The following is a 13,701-nucleotide window of genomic DNA, read 5'->3' on the forward strand; positions in this document are numbered from 1 at the left end:
ATGGCTGACAAGCTCAAGGTGATGACTGTGGTCGGAACGCGACCAGAGATCATCCGACTATCCGCGACGATCAAGCTACTGGATCAGCACACCGATCAGGTTCTCGTCCATACGGGACAGAACTACGACTACGAACTCAACGAGGTCTTCTTCGAAGACCTCGGTCTGCGCCGGCCCGACCATTTCCTCGAAGCGGACACATCGTCGCTCGGCGCTGCGTTGGGATCGATTCTCGCGAAGACTGAGCAGGTCCTGCTCGAAGAGCGTCCCGATGCATTTCTTGTACTCGGTGACACCAACAGCTGTATCTCTGCGGTCATTGCCAAACGCATGAAGATTCCGGTGTTCCATATGGAAGCGGGCAACCGTTCTTTCGATGAGAACGTGCCAGAGGAGACGAACCGGCGTCTCGTCGATCACGTCGCCGACTACAACCTGGTCTACACCGAGCATGCTCGCAGAAATCTGCTCGCAGAGGGCCTGCACCCTTCGAGGATTCTCCTCACCGGATCGCCGATGCGCGAGGTGCTGGATCAGAACCGCGTGCAGATCGATCAAAGCGATGCCGTCGAACGTATGGGCCTGGCGGCTGGGGAGTACTTCCTCGTCAGTCTGCACCGAGAGGAGAACGTAGACAATCCCGATCGATTGCGGTCGGCCATCAACGCGCTACAGGCGCTCCGCGCGGAGTTCGGTCTGCCGATCCTGGTATCGACACACCCCCGAACCCGCAAGCGCATCGAGGAACTCGATGACTCAGCGGCGGTTGAAGGGATCGTCTTCCATCCGCCGTTCGGTTTCCACGACTACAACAAACTGCAGCAGGAGGCGAAGCTTGTCCTTTCAGACAGCGGCACGATCAGCGAGGAATCAAGCATCCTCCACTTCCCAGCCGTAACAGTACGTGATTTCATCGAGCGGCCGGAAGCGCTTGATGCTGGCGCCATCATCACTACCGGACTCGCACCTGGAAACATTGTGCAATCTGTCGCAGCTCGCTTGTCTGCGTCAGCTGATGTAGCCTCGATGCCGGCTGGTTACGAGGTCAGCAATACTGCGTGGCGGGCGACGGCGTTCATCCTTTCGAACACCCACTCACACCGCGCCCGATTGGGCTTACATGCGTAGGATCAGAAAAGAGGGATCACACACGTGAACGGTGTCGAAGAACAGAACGGCTCTGACACCGTGTTGGTGGTGTCTCTCGGGAGTATTCGCTTCGCAACCCGCCCGCGAAAGACGGCACGTGAGCTCGCCCGCTCTCTTCGCGTCCGATACTTGGCGCTACAGAGCGCAGGTCGCGTTGGTCGTGTCGATCGCGCCGGAACATTCGAATCAGACGGAGTGGCTGTACATCAGGTTCGAGTTCGACCAAGGCGGGCGTCTGGGACAGCTGCTTCGAAGATTGCCAACATTTTCTTAGCGTATCTCCCGGCTTTCGTCCGCCTCTTTTGGATAGCGCTCAGGACTCCAGCGGAAGTGGTCATCGTCACCAATCCCGCACTGGCCCTAATCGCTTTGACACATAGATGGCGGTACGGCTCTCGTGTCATGATCGATATCGCAGAGCGGCCTGGACTAGTGACCGCAACTGACTCGCTCGCGTCGGTGTTCAGCAAGTTTGAACCGTTCTCTCTTCGAGCGTTGGCGCGTCGTGGAGCGATCGCGACCGTCGCAGTTCCGAGTGACGCAAATCGTCTCCGTGAATGGGGTTTCGGAGCAGTGATTCCTCTGAGGAATGCACCGCTGTCTTCTTGGCGGGCGCCGTACGCGGACCCTGTCGAAGCTCATGAGCTTCGCTGCGTCGTCATCGGCTCAATATTTCGAGGGCGGGCGTATGAGATTCTCATTCAAGCGCTTGCGATTTGCTCTGCACGCGGCGCAAGAATCAAACTTGAGATCGTAGGCCCGGGAGAGCAGTCGTATCTTGCGGAGCTACAGGAACTTACGCGTCGTTCTGGTGCAGGCGACGTGATCACCTGGAGAGAAGCAGTTGACAGCGACAGAGTTTCGAAGACATATATGGACGCACATGTCGGGATCGTCCTCTACGAACCTGATGACCCCGGAAACGACGGCCTGTCGAACAAGATTCTAGAATGCGTCTCATCGGGCAGGCCCGTCCTCGCAGGTGATTTACCTGAAAATCGTGCTTTCGTTACAGAGAATGAGGTGGGTTGGCTTACTTCAGTCACCGCCGAAGCGATCGCGGACGCGCTTATGCACATTCATGAGAACGCTGATATCGAGGAGATGAGTCGTCGTTGCCGAAATCTCGGGAACACCAGCCTCACATGGGAGTCCGACTTCTCGCGCGTTCGAGATGCGCTAGCGCTGACGCACAATATTACTGGCGCCAATAATGACTGACTGTGTCGCTTCGCACGCTAGTTCTGAGGCAAGGTTCTGATGAAGAGCGAGCTTCCATTGCCACATCGTCGAGAGCGGACTGAGCCCGCCACATGATAACGACGAACTCAATTGCCGATGAGACCAATAAGGCGGCGGAGCAGAAGATATCCCGAGGAATGGCACTACTGCTGTTCATATTTCCTATTACCGCTGTCATGGCCGGCGCCGTTTCCATCAGCGGCGTTACGCCACACGTGGTGACAAGTGCGCTTTTCGCGATTGTCGGTGTGTTTGTTATTCTTCGACCTCATCGAAAGATAAGCCAACTGGCGCGAACGACCATTCTATTGGTGCTGGCTTGGGTTACGGTAACTCTTGTTCATCTTTTGCTTCGCGGTGTTCCGCTCGGGACTGAAGTCGCCATTTCTCTTTCGGGAATCGTGATATTACTCGGTGTGGCCACAATTCGAGCGAGCTACCGTACTTTTGATGCGGTGATTGTTGGGTGGACTGCCGCGTACCTGCTATCTGCAGCAGTAGCGATACTGGAGAAGTTCTTTGGGTATGTGCCTCAGAATAACTTCTTGATCACCAGGGGATACGCGCTTGAAGATGTAGGCTTATCGAGTCTTTTCGGTAACCCAAACGGATTCGGACTGTTCCTATTGGCGAGCAGCATCGTTTTCATGCCATACGCTCTCTCTGCAAATAAGCGCTCAGTGCGGTTCTTATACTGCTTGCTCCAGGCGTCGACACTTTACTTCATGCTCGAGACCAATAGTCGTACTGGGCTGACATGCCTATTGATTGTGATCACAATTACGTTGTGGAAGCTGTTGCAGAATCAACACGTTGGTCGATTGTTGCTGCTACTTGTGGCTGCTGCACTTATAATTGCCCAAATGCTCACGCCAGACGGAAATACAGTCGTCAATGGACTGCGTGAGAGTAGTATTTTTACGGACTCCGACGACGGGTCATTCTTGTTGAGGTTCAATCTTGTGCGGAATGGGTTGATCTTCACCGCTGAGAGTCCGCTCATTGGTATCGGGCCGGATGTGTATGAGTCCTTGATGCAGACGCGCCGGGACATTTTTCCAACAAACTCGATCATTAACCCGCACAACGGATTAATCGAGATACTGAGCCAGTACGGCGTGATTGTTTTCTTCCTGTTTGCTCTCCTACTTATCCAATCGGGTATTTATGGGTGGAAGTTGATGCGGTCTGCTCAGTCGGTGCGGGATCGGGATTACGTGTTGGGGCTCGCTCAACTTCTCTTGATCGTATTCCTGCCGTTCGCTGCAACTTTGCATAGCACATTCCTGGGTGCGCCAGCCGCGTGGATCTATATTTGCGCATTGGTGGCGCTAGGACGAATGGCTTCGGTCAGCGAGACAGATCCGGCCCTGAGAGCCAAGCCGCGATCTCGTGCGGCTCGGGCCAGAGCGGGCGTGCGTCGGTATTATGCGTGAGCGCATCACCCGGGCTTTTCGCAAGTCGCTGAGGAGCCCATCTGCCAGGCATCTCCTGACGTTGAGCTCGAGCAACCTCATCGCCCAGGTCATCACTATCCTGGGGATCCCCATTCTTAGTCGCGTTTATGGTCCGACCGCCTTCGGGTTTCTGGCGATCTACGTATCGGCGGCGACGCTGGTGTCGCTCGTCGCCACTGGCCGATACGAGTATGCAATATTGCTCCCAAAGTCGCGGAACAATGCGCTCGCGCTGAAAAGTTTGGCACGACGTCTTCTCTGGCTCGTCGCAATCCTGCTCGAGATCAGCATGCTCGTCTTCCTTGATTCGTTTGCCCATTTTCTTGACGCTACAGAATACAAATACTGGCTACTGACGCTTCCGCTCCACGTTGTTTTGCTCGGTGAGATATCAATCCTCAGCTTGTGGCACACGCGCCATAACGGATTCTCGACGTTGGGTAGATACCGTATTATCTTCAGTGCTTCCACAGTTGTCTTCCAGGCTGTCGCTGGATGGCTGATGCTACGAGATGTTCGGGGGCTGATCATCGGACTACTCGTCGCGCAGCTCATCGCCCTCGTCTACCTTCTCTCGCAGCAGGGGATTAGTTCAATAGAACGCAAGGGGATAAGCGGACAACGGGTTCTAGTTGCATTGAGGCGTTACAAGAAGATGCCGCTACTGAACGCCCCGACGGCATTGCTCGATGGGATAAGGAACACGGGCATCAATCTAGTTATTGGCGGCCAATCTCAGCAGGCGCTCGGCCAGTACTCCATGGCTTGGCGTAGCGTACAGGCGCCAGTAGGTCTTGTCGGCTCAGCGCTCAACCAGGTGTATTTCCAAAGGATGTCGCATCAAGATCGAGGTCGGCTTTTCTCAATCGTTCTCTCAACGACTACTCGTGTGGCGCTTTTTACTCTTCCGATCTTCATCGTGATTTTTTTGCTATGCCCATGGTTTCTGCCTATTCTGCTCGGTGAGTCCTGGGCGGACGCGGGGCGTTATGCGCAGGCATTGGTGCCTTGGCTCTTCGTAAACTTGGTAACGTCCCCGATCGCGTCGGTATTCGTAGTCACAGGTACGCAGGGGCGACAGGCGATTTTCGGTGTGGCGTACACGCTTGCGCCGATTCTGATGTTGTCGATGCTACGTGACGATCTCCTTTTCGCAGTCTGGTGTACCAGCATTCTTATGGCGGCGTTGCTGGTTGGACTTCTCGTGCTTGCGCTCTTCGCAGCACGGGCCGATGATCGACGGTATCTTGCCGGTGCCGCAAACCTTAAGGGGTGATGGTGACAGGGCGATCTTGGCTGAAGGTGTGGTTGATGCAACGGCTGTATCACGCGCCGAGTTGGCTCAATGGTGCGTTTGACTCCATCGTCGGATCGGCGATGCAACGGTTTTCGGACTGGACTCGGCTCCTAATCATTCAGCGCCGTCCGTTGGCTATTCCGCTCCCTGTCCCGGTTCCATCAGCTCGTCTACGTGTTTTAGTGGCACCGACAAATTACGCTGGCCAGGGGCACGCCTGGGCGCAGGCAATTAGCTCTCATATCGCCGATGCGGAGGCTGTGAACCTCACGATCGAGTTTCCCGGAGGGCTCAGGTTTCCTACGGATCGTGCCGTGCCACACGACGTCAATCGGTACAGCAGGGTTTGGCAGGACAGAGAAGTCGCGCACGTCCTCGATTCCTTCACGCACCTTCTGGTCGAGGCCGAGGTGCCGATCTTCGGTTTACGTTTCGGGTACGACATCGAAGCCGAGAAGGACTTCTTCCGTTCTCATGGTCTTTCAGTTGCTTTCATTTGTCACGGCTCGGATATTCGTTCGCCGAGACATCATATGGAGACGACTGAGTTCTCACCATTTTTCGATAATGATACGTACGTCGATCGAATTCAACGGCGCGTCGATCGAAATTTTGCGCTACTGGAACGTTCTGCTGCACCGGTTTTCGTCTCGACCCCCGATTTGGTTGGGGATTATCCGCATGGGATCTGGGTTCCGGTAGTTGTCGATCCAACACATTGGTCTCCTACCATTAGGGAAAGCAGCTCTCGCGTGGACGAGGTCGAACGCCCTCTAGTGCTCCACACGCCGAGTAAGTCCTCGATTAAAGGGAGCCATCTCATCCGCGGAGCTGTTGAGCGGCTCGCTGAGGAGGGGGTAATCAGATACAAGGAAGTCTCCGGTGTGCCGTCCGCACAGGTCCGCGATGAAGTTCTCCGAGCAGATATTGTTCTGGACCAGTTTCGGCTCGGTTCCTACGGAGTCGCTGCGTGCGAGTCAATGGCAGCCGGAAAGGTTGTGCTCGGGCATGTTACTGAACGCGTTCGGGCTTTCGTCGTCGAGCACACGGGCCTGGAACTTCCGATTCTTGAAGCAACGCCGGAGACCATATACACGGTTCTCAAGGACCTTGTAGGCGACCATGAACGAATGGCTGAGATCGCGGCCGCTGGCCAGCACTTTGTAGGTGTAGTACACGACGGTGCCATGAGCGCGACGATGCTCCAACACCACTGGATTAGATCGGAGTGATTGCAGCGTGAGCTGGTCCGAGGATGCATTCAATGAGGGAGGGCTTTCGAGCGCCCATTTGCACTGTGGAAGAGTGAGTACATGTCCTCCTGGGTAGCCATAAGCTTCGGTGCGCTCGATGTTCGCGACACCGAGCTCTGGAGGAGTAGGTATCGTTATCTGGTTGCCCCAGCCCGACCGGCCATTCCGGTGATGCTTTGGGGAAGCGGCGCGGCGATGTGGGAGAGGCTCGTCGTGCAGGCCGTTGACGCAGACGAGATCGATCCTGATGAAGCGCTCATCTTAGAAGAGCTGGAGAGTATGGGGATAGCCTCGCGCGACCTTGAGCATCCGGCGCGCGTCCGGCAGATCAGCACTCCCTGGATGTCTTCGCCCCTTCACGAGCTTACTTATTCACTGCTTGGACGAGTCGCTGAGAGCGCCGGTGTTGAGTTGGTGTTCATCAAGGGGCCGACGTTGCATTCTCAAGGATTGCGTGTTCGGGAGCACTCAGGGGATGTGGATTGTTGGGTTGAACCAGGAGCCGAGGAGAGGTTCGCGCGAGCGATGCAGCCCTGGGGGTGGCGCCCGGCATTCTCAGCCTTCACTGGTACTGCAGTGCTCCACTCACTAACGTTGCGCGCACCCGAGTGGGGCTGCGCCGTTGATGTCCACACTTGGTTCCCGGGGATGGCAGTCGCGCCCTCGGAGGCCTTTGCTCAATTGCTGAACTCCACGGAAGCCAGAATTTTCGCCGGCTATACGGGGCGGACGCCAACTCGAGCGATGCATGCCGTCATCGGCGCGTTGAATGAGATCAGGCCTGTTGGCGGTAGGGAAGCAGATTCCAACCAGATTGACCGTGCTGCCCATATACTCTCACTGGCTGGGGAGCCAGCGGTGAACGTCGCAGTAAGCACTGGCGCGGAGTTCGCGTTGAAGGAACCACTTATGAAGGTGTTTCCGGAACGCGTGATCGACTATGCAAATGCGAGAGTCCCAGTTGACTGGGCCTGGCGGACGCAACCGACGGCGCTCCGCGGGTATGTTGCAGCGCTGCGCACCCTGCCTCTACGTAGAAGGCTGAGGGCGGCGGGTCGGATTTTCTGGCCGACTCGTGAGAGCCTTTTGGCTGGCCCCGTAGCGCGCGATTCTGGCCTAACGAACATTTGGCACTTGCGAATCAGGCGGGCGGACCACGGACTCCGAGCCCTGATAGCGGGCTTGGCCCGGAGACGTGATTCACGCTGAACTTTGTTCGCTATGGTGATGGCAATTTCGGCGCAGCCCGTTCGTGCAGACGCGGCGCAGCGCGTTGTGCCAAGAATCTTCATGATGGGGATGCGCCTCATCGGCTGGACTTGGTCGTGCCTGGTCGGAACCGCACTCTTTGAATGGGTGCTCTCCCGGATCACCGGCGACCGGCGTAGTCGAGTCTGGATCACGGTCGCAACGGCGCGGACGAGAAGGCTGGTCGGTGCGCGGTATAGCCGCAGGGGAGGGGCGGGCCGATGCCGCACCGCTGCATCCGCACGAAGCCGCTGAGTGCCCATAGATCGAGGAGCGCGGCTCGGTGCAAAACCACGACCTCGCAGGAACTGCGCGTCATCACTGCGCGCGATGTTCCTTTCAGGTGCTTGTGGCGGCGCTGCAATGCGATCGCGGTCTGTATCTCTCAGGAAGCAGTCGATGCGGATTGCGCGTCCAAGATGCCATTAACCAGCGCGTCGATCTCTGCCTCACCGCGAACGACTGGTGACGCAACTAGAGGGTGGGTTGAACCACCAAGCAGAACTGCTGCAGCCGAACCTTGAACGCCGAGCGCGCGCTTGGCGGAAAGCGACCCAAAGTACGCGAACGGCAGCGCGTCTGGCATCCGCTCTCTGAGGACATCGGGCCGCGACGACGTCGCGACGCGCAAGGTGACAGGTCGAATCGCTTTCTGCCATTCATCGAGCCGTCGGGCAATGACGGCGCAGCTACTGCATTCAGCAGATAGGAAGACGAGCAATACCGGCGAGCCGGATCCCAGAGCATGGAGCGGAATTGTGACGTTCTCTGAGCTCACCAGCTCGGCGTCGGGAATCCGGACACCGACCTCAGCGACAGCAGACAGGGGGAGGGAATCCTCATTGGCTATTGTGTCGCGCTGGGAGCGTCGCGCATGCAACAGCGCCGTCAGCAGCAGGACAGCGACTACGAGCGCCCATGCTAGGGCGACAGCGAGGAGCGAAACAATGTCCGCACCAAAGAACTCAAGAACGAATGAAGATCCGTTACTGACGGTCACTGCGATTGCTACCGACAGCATGATCAACAGGATGTTCCGAGCTATCGTCCATGCTGTGACACGGTCGTTTATGGCCAGAGGGCCGAAGCACCCGCAGTCGACCTCTTCGCCGCGAGAGAGGACGCCAGCAATGAACAGTGTGAACACGACGAATGTGCACGCCGCAAGGACGGCAGCCGTAACTCGCATCCAGCCAGGGGCGAGGAGTAACGCAAGACCGAGGCAGATCTCCCATGCAGGTACAGCCGCGGCAATCCAACGTCGCCGTGCGAAAACGGGCACCCTCAGTGCAGACATGCTGGCGAGAACATCCGCAGAGTTCGCGATCTTTGCGGCTCCCGAGATCAGGAGCACCAAAGCAACGAATCCCGTCGAGAACATGAGAATGAACTCGACGGGATCCGTTATCACGATGTCAGCTTAATGCTAGCCGCAAGTCTGGACTGCGAGAGAACCAGTCACGAACGGGATGCCGAGGTCGCCGAGGTTCACGGCCACCGCAGCGAGGCTGCTGAGGGTGGAAGTGTTGTCGCCAGGAACGGCATCGGCCGTAGTCTGAGTCAGCGTGAAGCTGCTGAGTACACCAACATTCACGAGCGCCCGGTATACGTCAACCGTGACTGAAGTGCCCTGGGGGATCGGGGCAGCGAGGGTAAGAACGAAACCGCCGGTGGTGCTGGCGATGCCAGCGACACCCGCACCGATGACAGACTCCAGGCCACCAACAGTGAGCAGGGCGTTGGGGTCGGTCAGCTCATAGACCGTGCCCGCAGGAATGTCTCCGGTCGTGGCGGTGATGGTGAACTCGCGGGTCGCGTTCGGCTCAAGTCCGAGCACCCCAAGAGCCGTCTGCACGACGCCGACGAGACCAGCGCCGACGATGCCGGTCAGCACGGAAATGTCGTAGTCACCGGCGCAGTTGCCAGTGACGGTGCCGTTCCAAGTCGGCGTGACCGACGCTGCGGCAAGCGGGGTCGCAACAGCTGCGGCGATAACCGGAACCGACCATGCGGCGCCCTTGACGACGGTACGGCGAGAAAAGCCCTTGTTCTCTTCAGTCATTGTGATTACTCCTGGTTACTGGTGGATGTGCGGCGTCGCCGCAGGGTGAACGGTGAGGCGACGCGATAGTGCTACATCCCCCGGAGCCTCCCCGTAGCCATCAACCTAGGGGTACGGCTCATCGCAAATCGAGACTTCCAAACAACTGCGCGCTGTTTGCTCTATAGCTGCGCGGAATGTTCGATCATCGTCATTGTCCGCGCCCCGATCGCAGCGTTCTCGGGCTCGCGCGGTAGACGTCGTGGAGTGCACGGCGGAGGCTCATCGCATTCCCGAAGCCCGACCGCTGCGCCACCTGCTCCACCGTCAACACGTCGTAACGGCTGTCCGTCAGCAGCGACCGTGCGAGGCGAGCGCGCTGCCGGCGTATCTCGCCGGCGACGGTCGTTCCGGCCTCGGCGAAGATCGACTGCAGATGGCGCAGAGATGACGAGACGTCGTGCGCGACGCGACTGGGAGTCAAGCTGAGGTCAGCACCCTGCTGGGCTATCACGGCGAGGGCACGATCCCGAAGCACAGCGCGCGGGCTCCCATGCACTCCACCTGTGCCGAGGCGATCGAGCAGCACAGCTCCGCCCATCTCCATGACGAGCTGTTCGATCGCGTATCGCTCGATGGCTGAAGTCGACTCATTTCGATCGATCACTTCGGTGAGGAACGACTTCATGGCCTGATCAAGCAGCCTGCGGTCCGGAAAAGCACTCACCGCGTTGGGCAGTTGCGGTACGAATGCTGTGAGGGCTGCGCGTGGCATCTGCGCGATGAGAACCCGCCACGACTCGTTGAACCTCACTTGGCGAGCGATGCCGTGCGGTGCGACGATCAAACCAGCCTCGAAAGCCAGCCAAGGTTCGTCTGCATATCGTGAAGTGAAAGTACCGGTTTCGACGAAGACGAACGAGAGATGGTGCTCTTCCGGGTCCGGATGCACGATGAACTCTGCCGCGTCGCCCCAGATCGACCAGAGGGACACGGCACCACAGATACGCTCGCGCGCATTCACATTCAGTTTTCCGGAGAGGCTACGGAAGCCATGCGCAGCGAACGCAAGGTGGCCGATCTCCCGCACTTTTCCTGGCATGACGATGGGCACCTTTCTGCGTATCCGTAGGGCTCAGCGGCCCCCGCCTGATGCTCGACAGATTATCGCTATGCCATACCGTGGTGGGGACGCACGTGCTCAGACCGGACGATGGCCATTGGCAGACAGGTCAAACACTGACCCGGTGCCTCCCCGGACGACTAGCGCTACGACGCACTGCGGCGACGCACCCCTGGCTCGGGGAGCGTCGCATCTTCCGTGCTCGGCTCATCCCTGCCGTAGCGCTCGTACGCACCGTAGTACTCACGGCCGTAGTAGGCCGACTCGGCGCCCTTGCGGGGCACCTTGTTCAGCACGACGCCGAGCACCCGACCTGTCGTTCGAGTGATGCTGCTGATGGCGCGCTGAAGCATGTCGAACGTCGTCTTGCCGGACGAGACGACGATGATCACACCATCCGCGCTCGCGGCGAGCACGGCGGCGTCCGTGACCGGAAGTACCGGTGGCGAGTCGAGGATGACGACAGCCGTCTTGCTGAGCTCCGTGACGAACTCGCGCATTCGGGCGGACCCCAGCAACTCACTGGGGTTCGGTGGAATACGGCCCGCGCCGATGACGACGAGCGGTGTGTTCTTGTCTGGCCGGTGCGCGACATCATTGAGCTCTGCCCGCCCTGCCAAGATGTCGGTCAGCCCGACGTCATTTGATATGCCGAAGATGTCGGCGACGACGGGGCGTCGAAGGTCGCAGTCGATGAGCATTGCCCACTGCCCGGCGGCTGCAAGGCTTGAGGCGAGGTTCACAGCGACGGTGGACTTCCCGTCTCCGGGAACGGAACTCGTCACGACGATGACGCGCGGGGGGTTGTCGACGTCGATGAACTGCAGATTGGTGCGCAGCTCGCGCATCGATTCCACGGTGTGGTGTGAGACGCCGTGCTGCGCGTCGAGAGAAAAATCGATCACCTGGCGACCCTCCGACATCGTCTTCTCGAGTGGGAGCGTGCCGATCACTGACACCCCCGTTTCGCGCTCGATGTCACGAGGGTGGCGCACACGGCGGTCAACGGTGTGCCGTATGAAGGCGTAGATGAGTCCCAGCGCCAACCCGGCGATCGCGCCGATGACGATGTTGAGGCGGGTATTGGGAGACGACGGGGAGGTGGGGAGCCGGGCGGAGTCACCGACGATCAGGGTTACCGCTGCGGGAGCAGTATCTGTGCCGCCCTCGAGCTTCTCGATCTCGATCGCCATGCCCCGCATCCATGCCTCGGCGAGCTGCTGAGCGGATGCCGGAGTGGGACCTTTGGCCGTGACCATCAACGCCGTGGTGTCGACGGGATTCGTCACGGTGACGCGAGAGACGAGGGCCTCTGGTGTCGCATCCAGATCGAGATCATCGATGGCGTGCTCGGCGACCGCGCGCCACGAGCCAAGGTTGAGGTACGACTTGACCCGGCTCTGAGCCAGTTGGTTGCCGACCAGTGCGCTGCCGCTCGAGCCATCACCCGACGTCGAGGTGACGATTCCAGTCGTGTCCGCCGAATAGACGCGCGGCTGAAGTGCGCTCCAGCCGAAGGCCGCACTGGCGCCGACGATCGTCGCGATGATGATCACGACCCAGTGCGCGCGCAGAATGCGGATGTAGTCGCTCAGTTCCACCAGTCGTTCCCCTCACGTGTCCCGCAGGATCACGCGCGGGAGTGCATTGGAACGAGCATACGGGTGATCGGAGCGTCGTACGCATGCGGAGGGTTCTGAATACAGCACCCGCGCGTGATTCCGTCGGAAGTTCCGTGACCCCGTGACCCGTAGAATTCTGTCGTGAAGATTCTCAGCGTCGTGGGTGCGCGTCCTCAGTTCGTGAAGCTTGCGCCGATTCATCAGGCGGCGAGGGCCGCCGGTGTAGAGCACGTGATAGTGCATACGGGGCAGCATTACGACCCGATGTTGTCTGATGTGTTCTTCGAGGATCTGGGTATAGGCGTGCCGGACGTGCATCTGGGAGTCGGTAGTGGCTCGCACGGGGTGCAGACGGGAGCAATGCTCGCGGCTTTGGACGGGGTGCTCGATGAGCACCGTCCTGATTGGGTTCTGGTCTACGGGGACACGAACTCGACGGTCGCGGCGACATTGAGTGCGGTGAAGATGCACATTCCCGTCGCGCATCTGGAGGCAGGGTTGCGCAGCTTCAATCGGCGGATGCCGGAAGAACACAACCGAGTGATGACTGATCACGCTGCTGACCTTCTGCTCGCTCCGACACAGGTCGCAGTCGATCACTTGGCCAGTGAGGGGCTGTCCGCGCGGACCGTGCTGGTGGGCGATGTGATGACGGATGTGCTTTTCGAGGTGCGCGATCAGCTCTCGGGTGCGAAATCGGCGTTGGTGGATGAGCTGGGGTTGACGCCGGGCGATTACTACGTGGCGACGATCCATCGAGCGGACAACACAGATGATCCCGAGCGGTTGGCGGAGGTCGCGGCTGGTCTCGCCGCGTTGGATAAGGCAGTGATTCTTCTTGCTCATCCGCGGGTGGTCGCGAAGGCGGCGTCTCATGGGATCGAGCTGACGCAGGGATCCTTGGTGGCGCATGCGCCGTTGGCGTATCCCGACTTGATAGCGGCGGCGTTGTCATCGGCAGGGATCGTGACCGATTCGGGTGGGTTGCAGAAAGAGGCGTTTCTGCTCGGAGTACCGTGCACCACGGTGCGGACGGAGACGGAGTGGGTCGAAACGATCGAACTTGGTTGGAATGTACTTGCGAACACTGCAGGAGAGATCGCTACGGCCGTGACTCGTGATCGCCCGACAAATACGGATGCCACACCATACGGTGACGGGCACGCCGCCGAACGCGTCATAGCCGTACTCGCCAGAGCCTTCTGACTGGGCACGACGCCTGCCGCTGGCGTGAACCTGAGTACGTCATACAAACTCCTAGACTGAACA

11 protein-coding genes are annotated in these 13,701 nt (G+C 58.9%); 7 read left to right on the forward strand and 4 right to left on the reverse strand.

Annotated features, from left to right (window positions below; translation table 11 throughout):
• The 6 genes from wecB (QFZ46_RS13785) (at position 1) to QFZ46_RS13810 (ending at position 7,607) form a co-directional block, all read left to right on the forward strand.
• Complete coding sequence (wecB, locus tag QFZ46_RS13785) at positions 1 to 1,128, forward strand: non-hydrolyzing UDP-N-acetylglucosamine 2-epimerase (protein WP_307362448.1); 1,128 nt, start codon at positions 1 to 3, stop codon at positions 1,126 to 1,128.
• 423 nt (positions 1,129 to 1,551) lie between these two features.
• On the forward strand, positions 1,552 to 2,370 hold the full coding sequence (locus QFZ46_RS13790; RefSeq protein WP_307362449.1) for a glycosyltransferase: 819 nt from the start codon (positions 1,552 to 1,554) through the stop codon (positions 2,368 to 2,370).
• A 92-nt stretch (positions 2,371 to 2,462) separates the two neighbouring features.
• Positions 2,463 to 3,827: an O-antigen ligase family protein gene (locus QFZ46_RS13795; RefSeq protein WP_307362451.1), complete on the forward strand. Its 1,365-nt coding sequence runs from the start codon at positions 2,463 to 2,465 to the stop codon at positions 3,825 to 3,827.
• Complete coding sequence (locus QFZ46_RS13800; RefSeq protein ID WP_307362453.1) at positions 3,820 to 5,124, forward strand: lipopolysaccharide biosynthesis protein; 1,305 nt, start codon at positions 3,820 to 3,822, stop codon at positions 5,122 to 5,124. The genes QFZ46_RS13795 and QFZ46_RS13800 overlap by 8 nt, the downstream gene beginning before the upstream one ends.
• Before the next feature lie 35 nt (positions 5,125 to 5,159).
• On the forward strand, positions 5,160 to 6,377 hold the full coding sequence (locus tag QFZ46_RS13805; RefSeq protein ID WP_307362455.1) for a hypothetical protein: 1,218 nt from the start codon (positions 5,160 to 5,162) through the stop codon (positions 6,375 to 6,377).
• An 81-nt stretch (positions 6,378 to 6,458) separates the two neighbouring features.
• Positions 6,459 to 7,607: a hypothetical protein gene (locus tag QFZ46_RS13810; protein ID WP_307362457.1), complete on the forward strand. Its 1,149-nt coding sequence runs from the start codon at positions 6,459 to 6,461 to the stop codon at positions 7,605 to 7,607.
• A gap of 424 nt (positions 7,608 to 8,031) precedes the next feature.
• On the opposite strand, the gene QFZ46_RS13815 is transcribed toward QFZ46_RS13810, so the two are convergent.
• The 4 genes from QFZ46_RS13815 to QFZ46_RS13830 form a co-directional block, all read right to left on the reverse strand.
• The gene (locus QFZ46_RS13815; protein ID WP_307362459.1) at positions 8,032 to 9,057 is read right to left on the reverse strand and encodes a MauE/DoxX family redox-associated membrane protein; all 1,026 of its coding nucleotides are present in this window, start codon (positions 9,055 to 9,057) and stop codon (positions 8,032 to 8,034) included.
• Between the two features lie 15 nt (positions 9,058 to 9,072).
• Positions 9,073 to 9,708: a hypothetical protein gene (locus QFZ46_RS13820; protein WP_307362462.1), complete on the reverse strand. Its 636-nt coding sequence runs from the start codon at positions 9,706 to 9,708 to the stop codon at positions 9,073 to 9,075.
• 190 nt (positions 9,709 to 9,898) lie between these two features.
• Entirely contained in the window at positions 9,899 to 10,681 is a 783-nt protein-coding gene (locus tag QFZ46_RS13825; RefSeq protein WP_307362465.1) for an AraC family transcriptional regulator, read from the reverse strand.
• A gap of 275 nt (positions 10,682 to 10,956) precedes the next feature.
• Complete coding sequence (locus tag QFZ46_RS13830) at positions 10,957 to 12,411, reverse strand: polysaccharide biosynthesis tyrosine autokinase (protein WP_307362467.1); 1,455 nt, start codon at positions 12,409 to 12,411, stop codon at positions 10,957 to 10,959.
• A gap of 162 nt (positions 12,412 to 12,573) precedes the next feature.
• Here QFZ46_RS13830 and wecB (QFZ46_RS13835) point away from each other — a divergent pair, with 162 nt between their 5' ends.
• The gene (gene wecB, locus QFZ46_RS13835; RefSeq protein WP_307362470.1) at positions 12,574 to 13,638 is read left to right on the forward strand and encodes a non-hydrolyzing UDP-N-acetylglucosamine 2-epimerase; all 1,065 of its coding nucleotides are present in this window, start codon (positions 12,574 to 12,576) and stop codon (positions 13,636 to 13,638) included.
• The last annotated feature ends 63 nt before the right edge of the window (positions 13,639 to 13,701 follow it).

The sequence above is a fragment of the Microbacterium murale genome (assembly GCF_030815955.1).
Lineage (GTDB): Bacteria > Actinomycetota > Actinomycetes > Actinomycetales > Microbacteriaceae > Microbacterium > Microbacterium murale_A.

What these genes read in the sequence shown, in the direction of transcription:
- QFZ46_RS13810 (WP_307362457.1), top strand. Translation starts at nt 6,459, where the DNA reads ATGTCCTCCTGGGTAGCCATAAGCTTCGGTGCGCTCGATGTTCGCGAC.
- QFZ46_RS13805 (WP_307362455.1), top strand. Translation starts at nt 5,160, where the DNA reads ATGCAACGGCTGTATCACGCGCCGAGTTGGCTCAATGGTGCGTTTGAC.
- QFZ46_RS13820 (WP_307362462.1), bottom strand. Translation starts at nt 9,708, where the DNA reads ATGACTGAAGAGAACAAGGGCTTTTCTCGCCGTACCGTCGTCAAGGGC.
- QFZ46_RS13800 (WP_307362453.1), top strand. Translation starts at nt 3,820, where the DNA reads ATGCGTGAGCGCATCACCCGGGCTTTTCGCAAGTCGCTGAGGAGCCCA.
- wecB (WP_307362448.1), top strand. Translation starts at nt 1, where the DNA reads ATGGCTGACAAGCTCAAGGTGATGACTGTGGTCGGAACGCGACCAGAG.
- QFZ46_RS13795 (WP_307362451.1), top strand. Translation starts at nt 2,463, where the DNA reads ATGATAACGACGAACTCAATTGCCGATGAGACCAATAAGGCGGCGGAG.
- QFZ46_RS13790 (WP_307362449.1), top strand. Translation starts at nt 1,552, where the DNA reads ATGATCGATATCGCAGAGCGGCCTGGACTAGTGACCGCAACTGACTCG.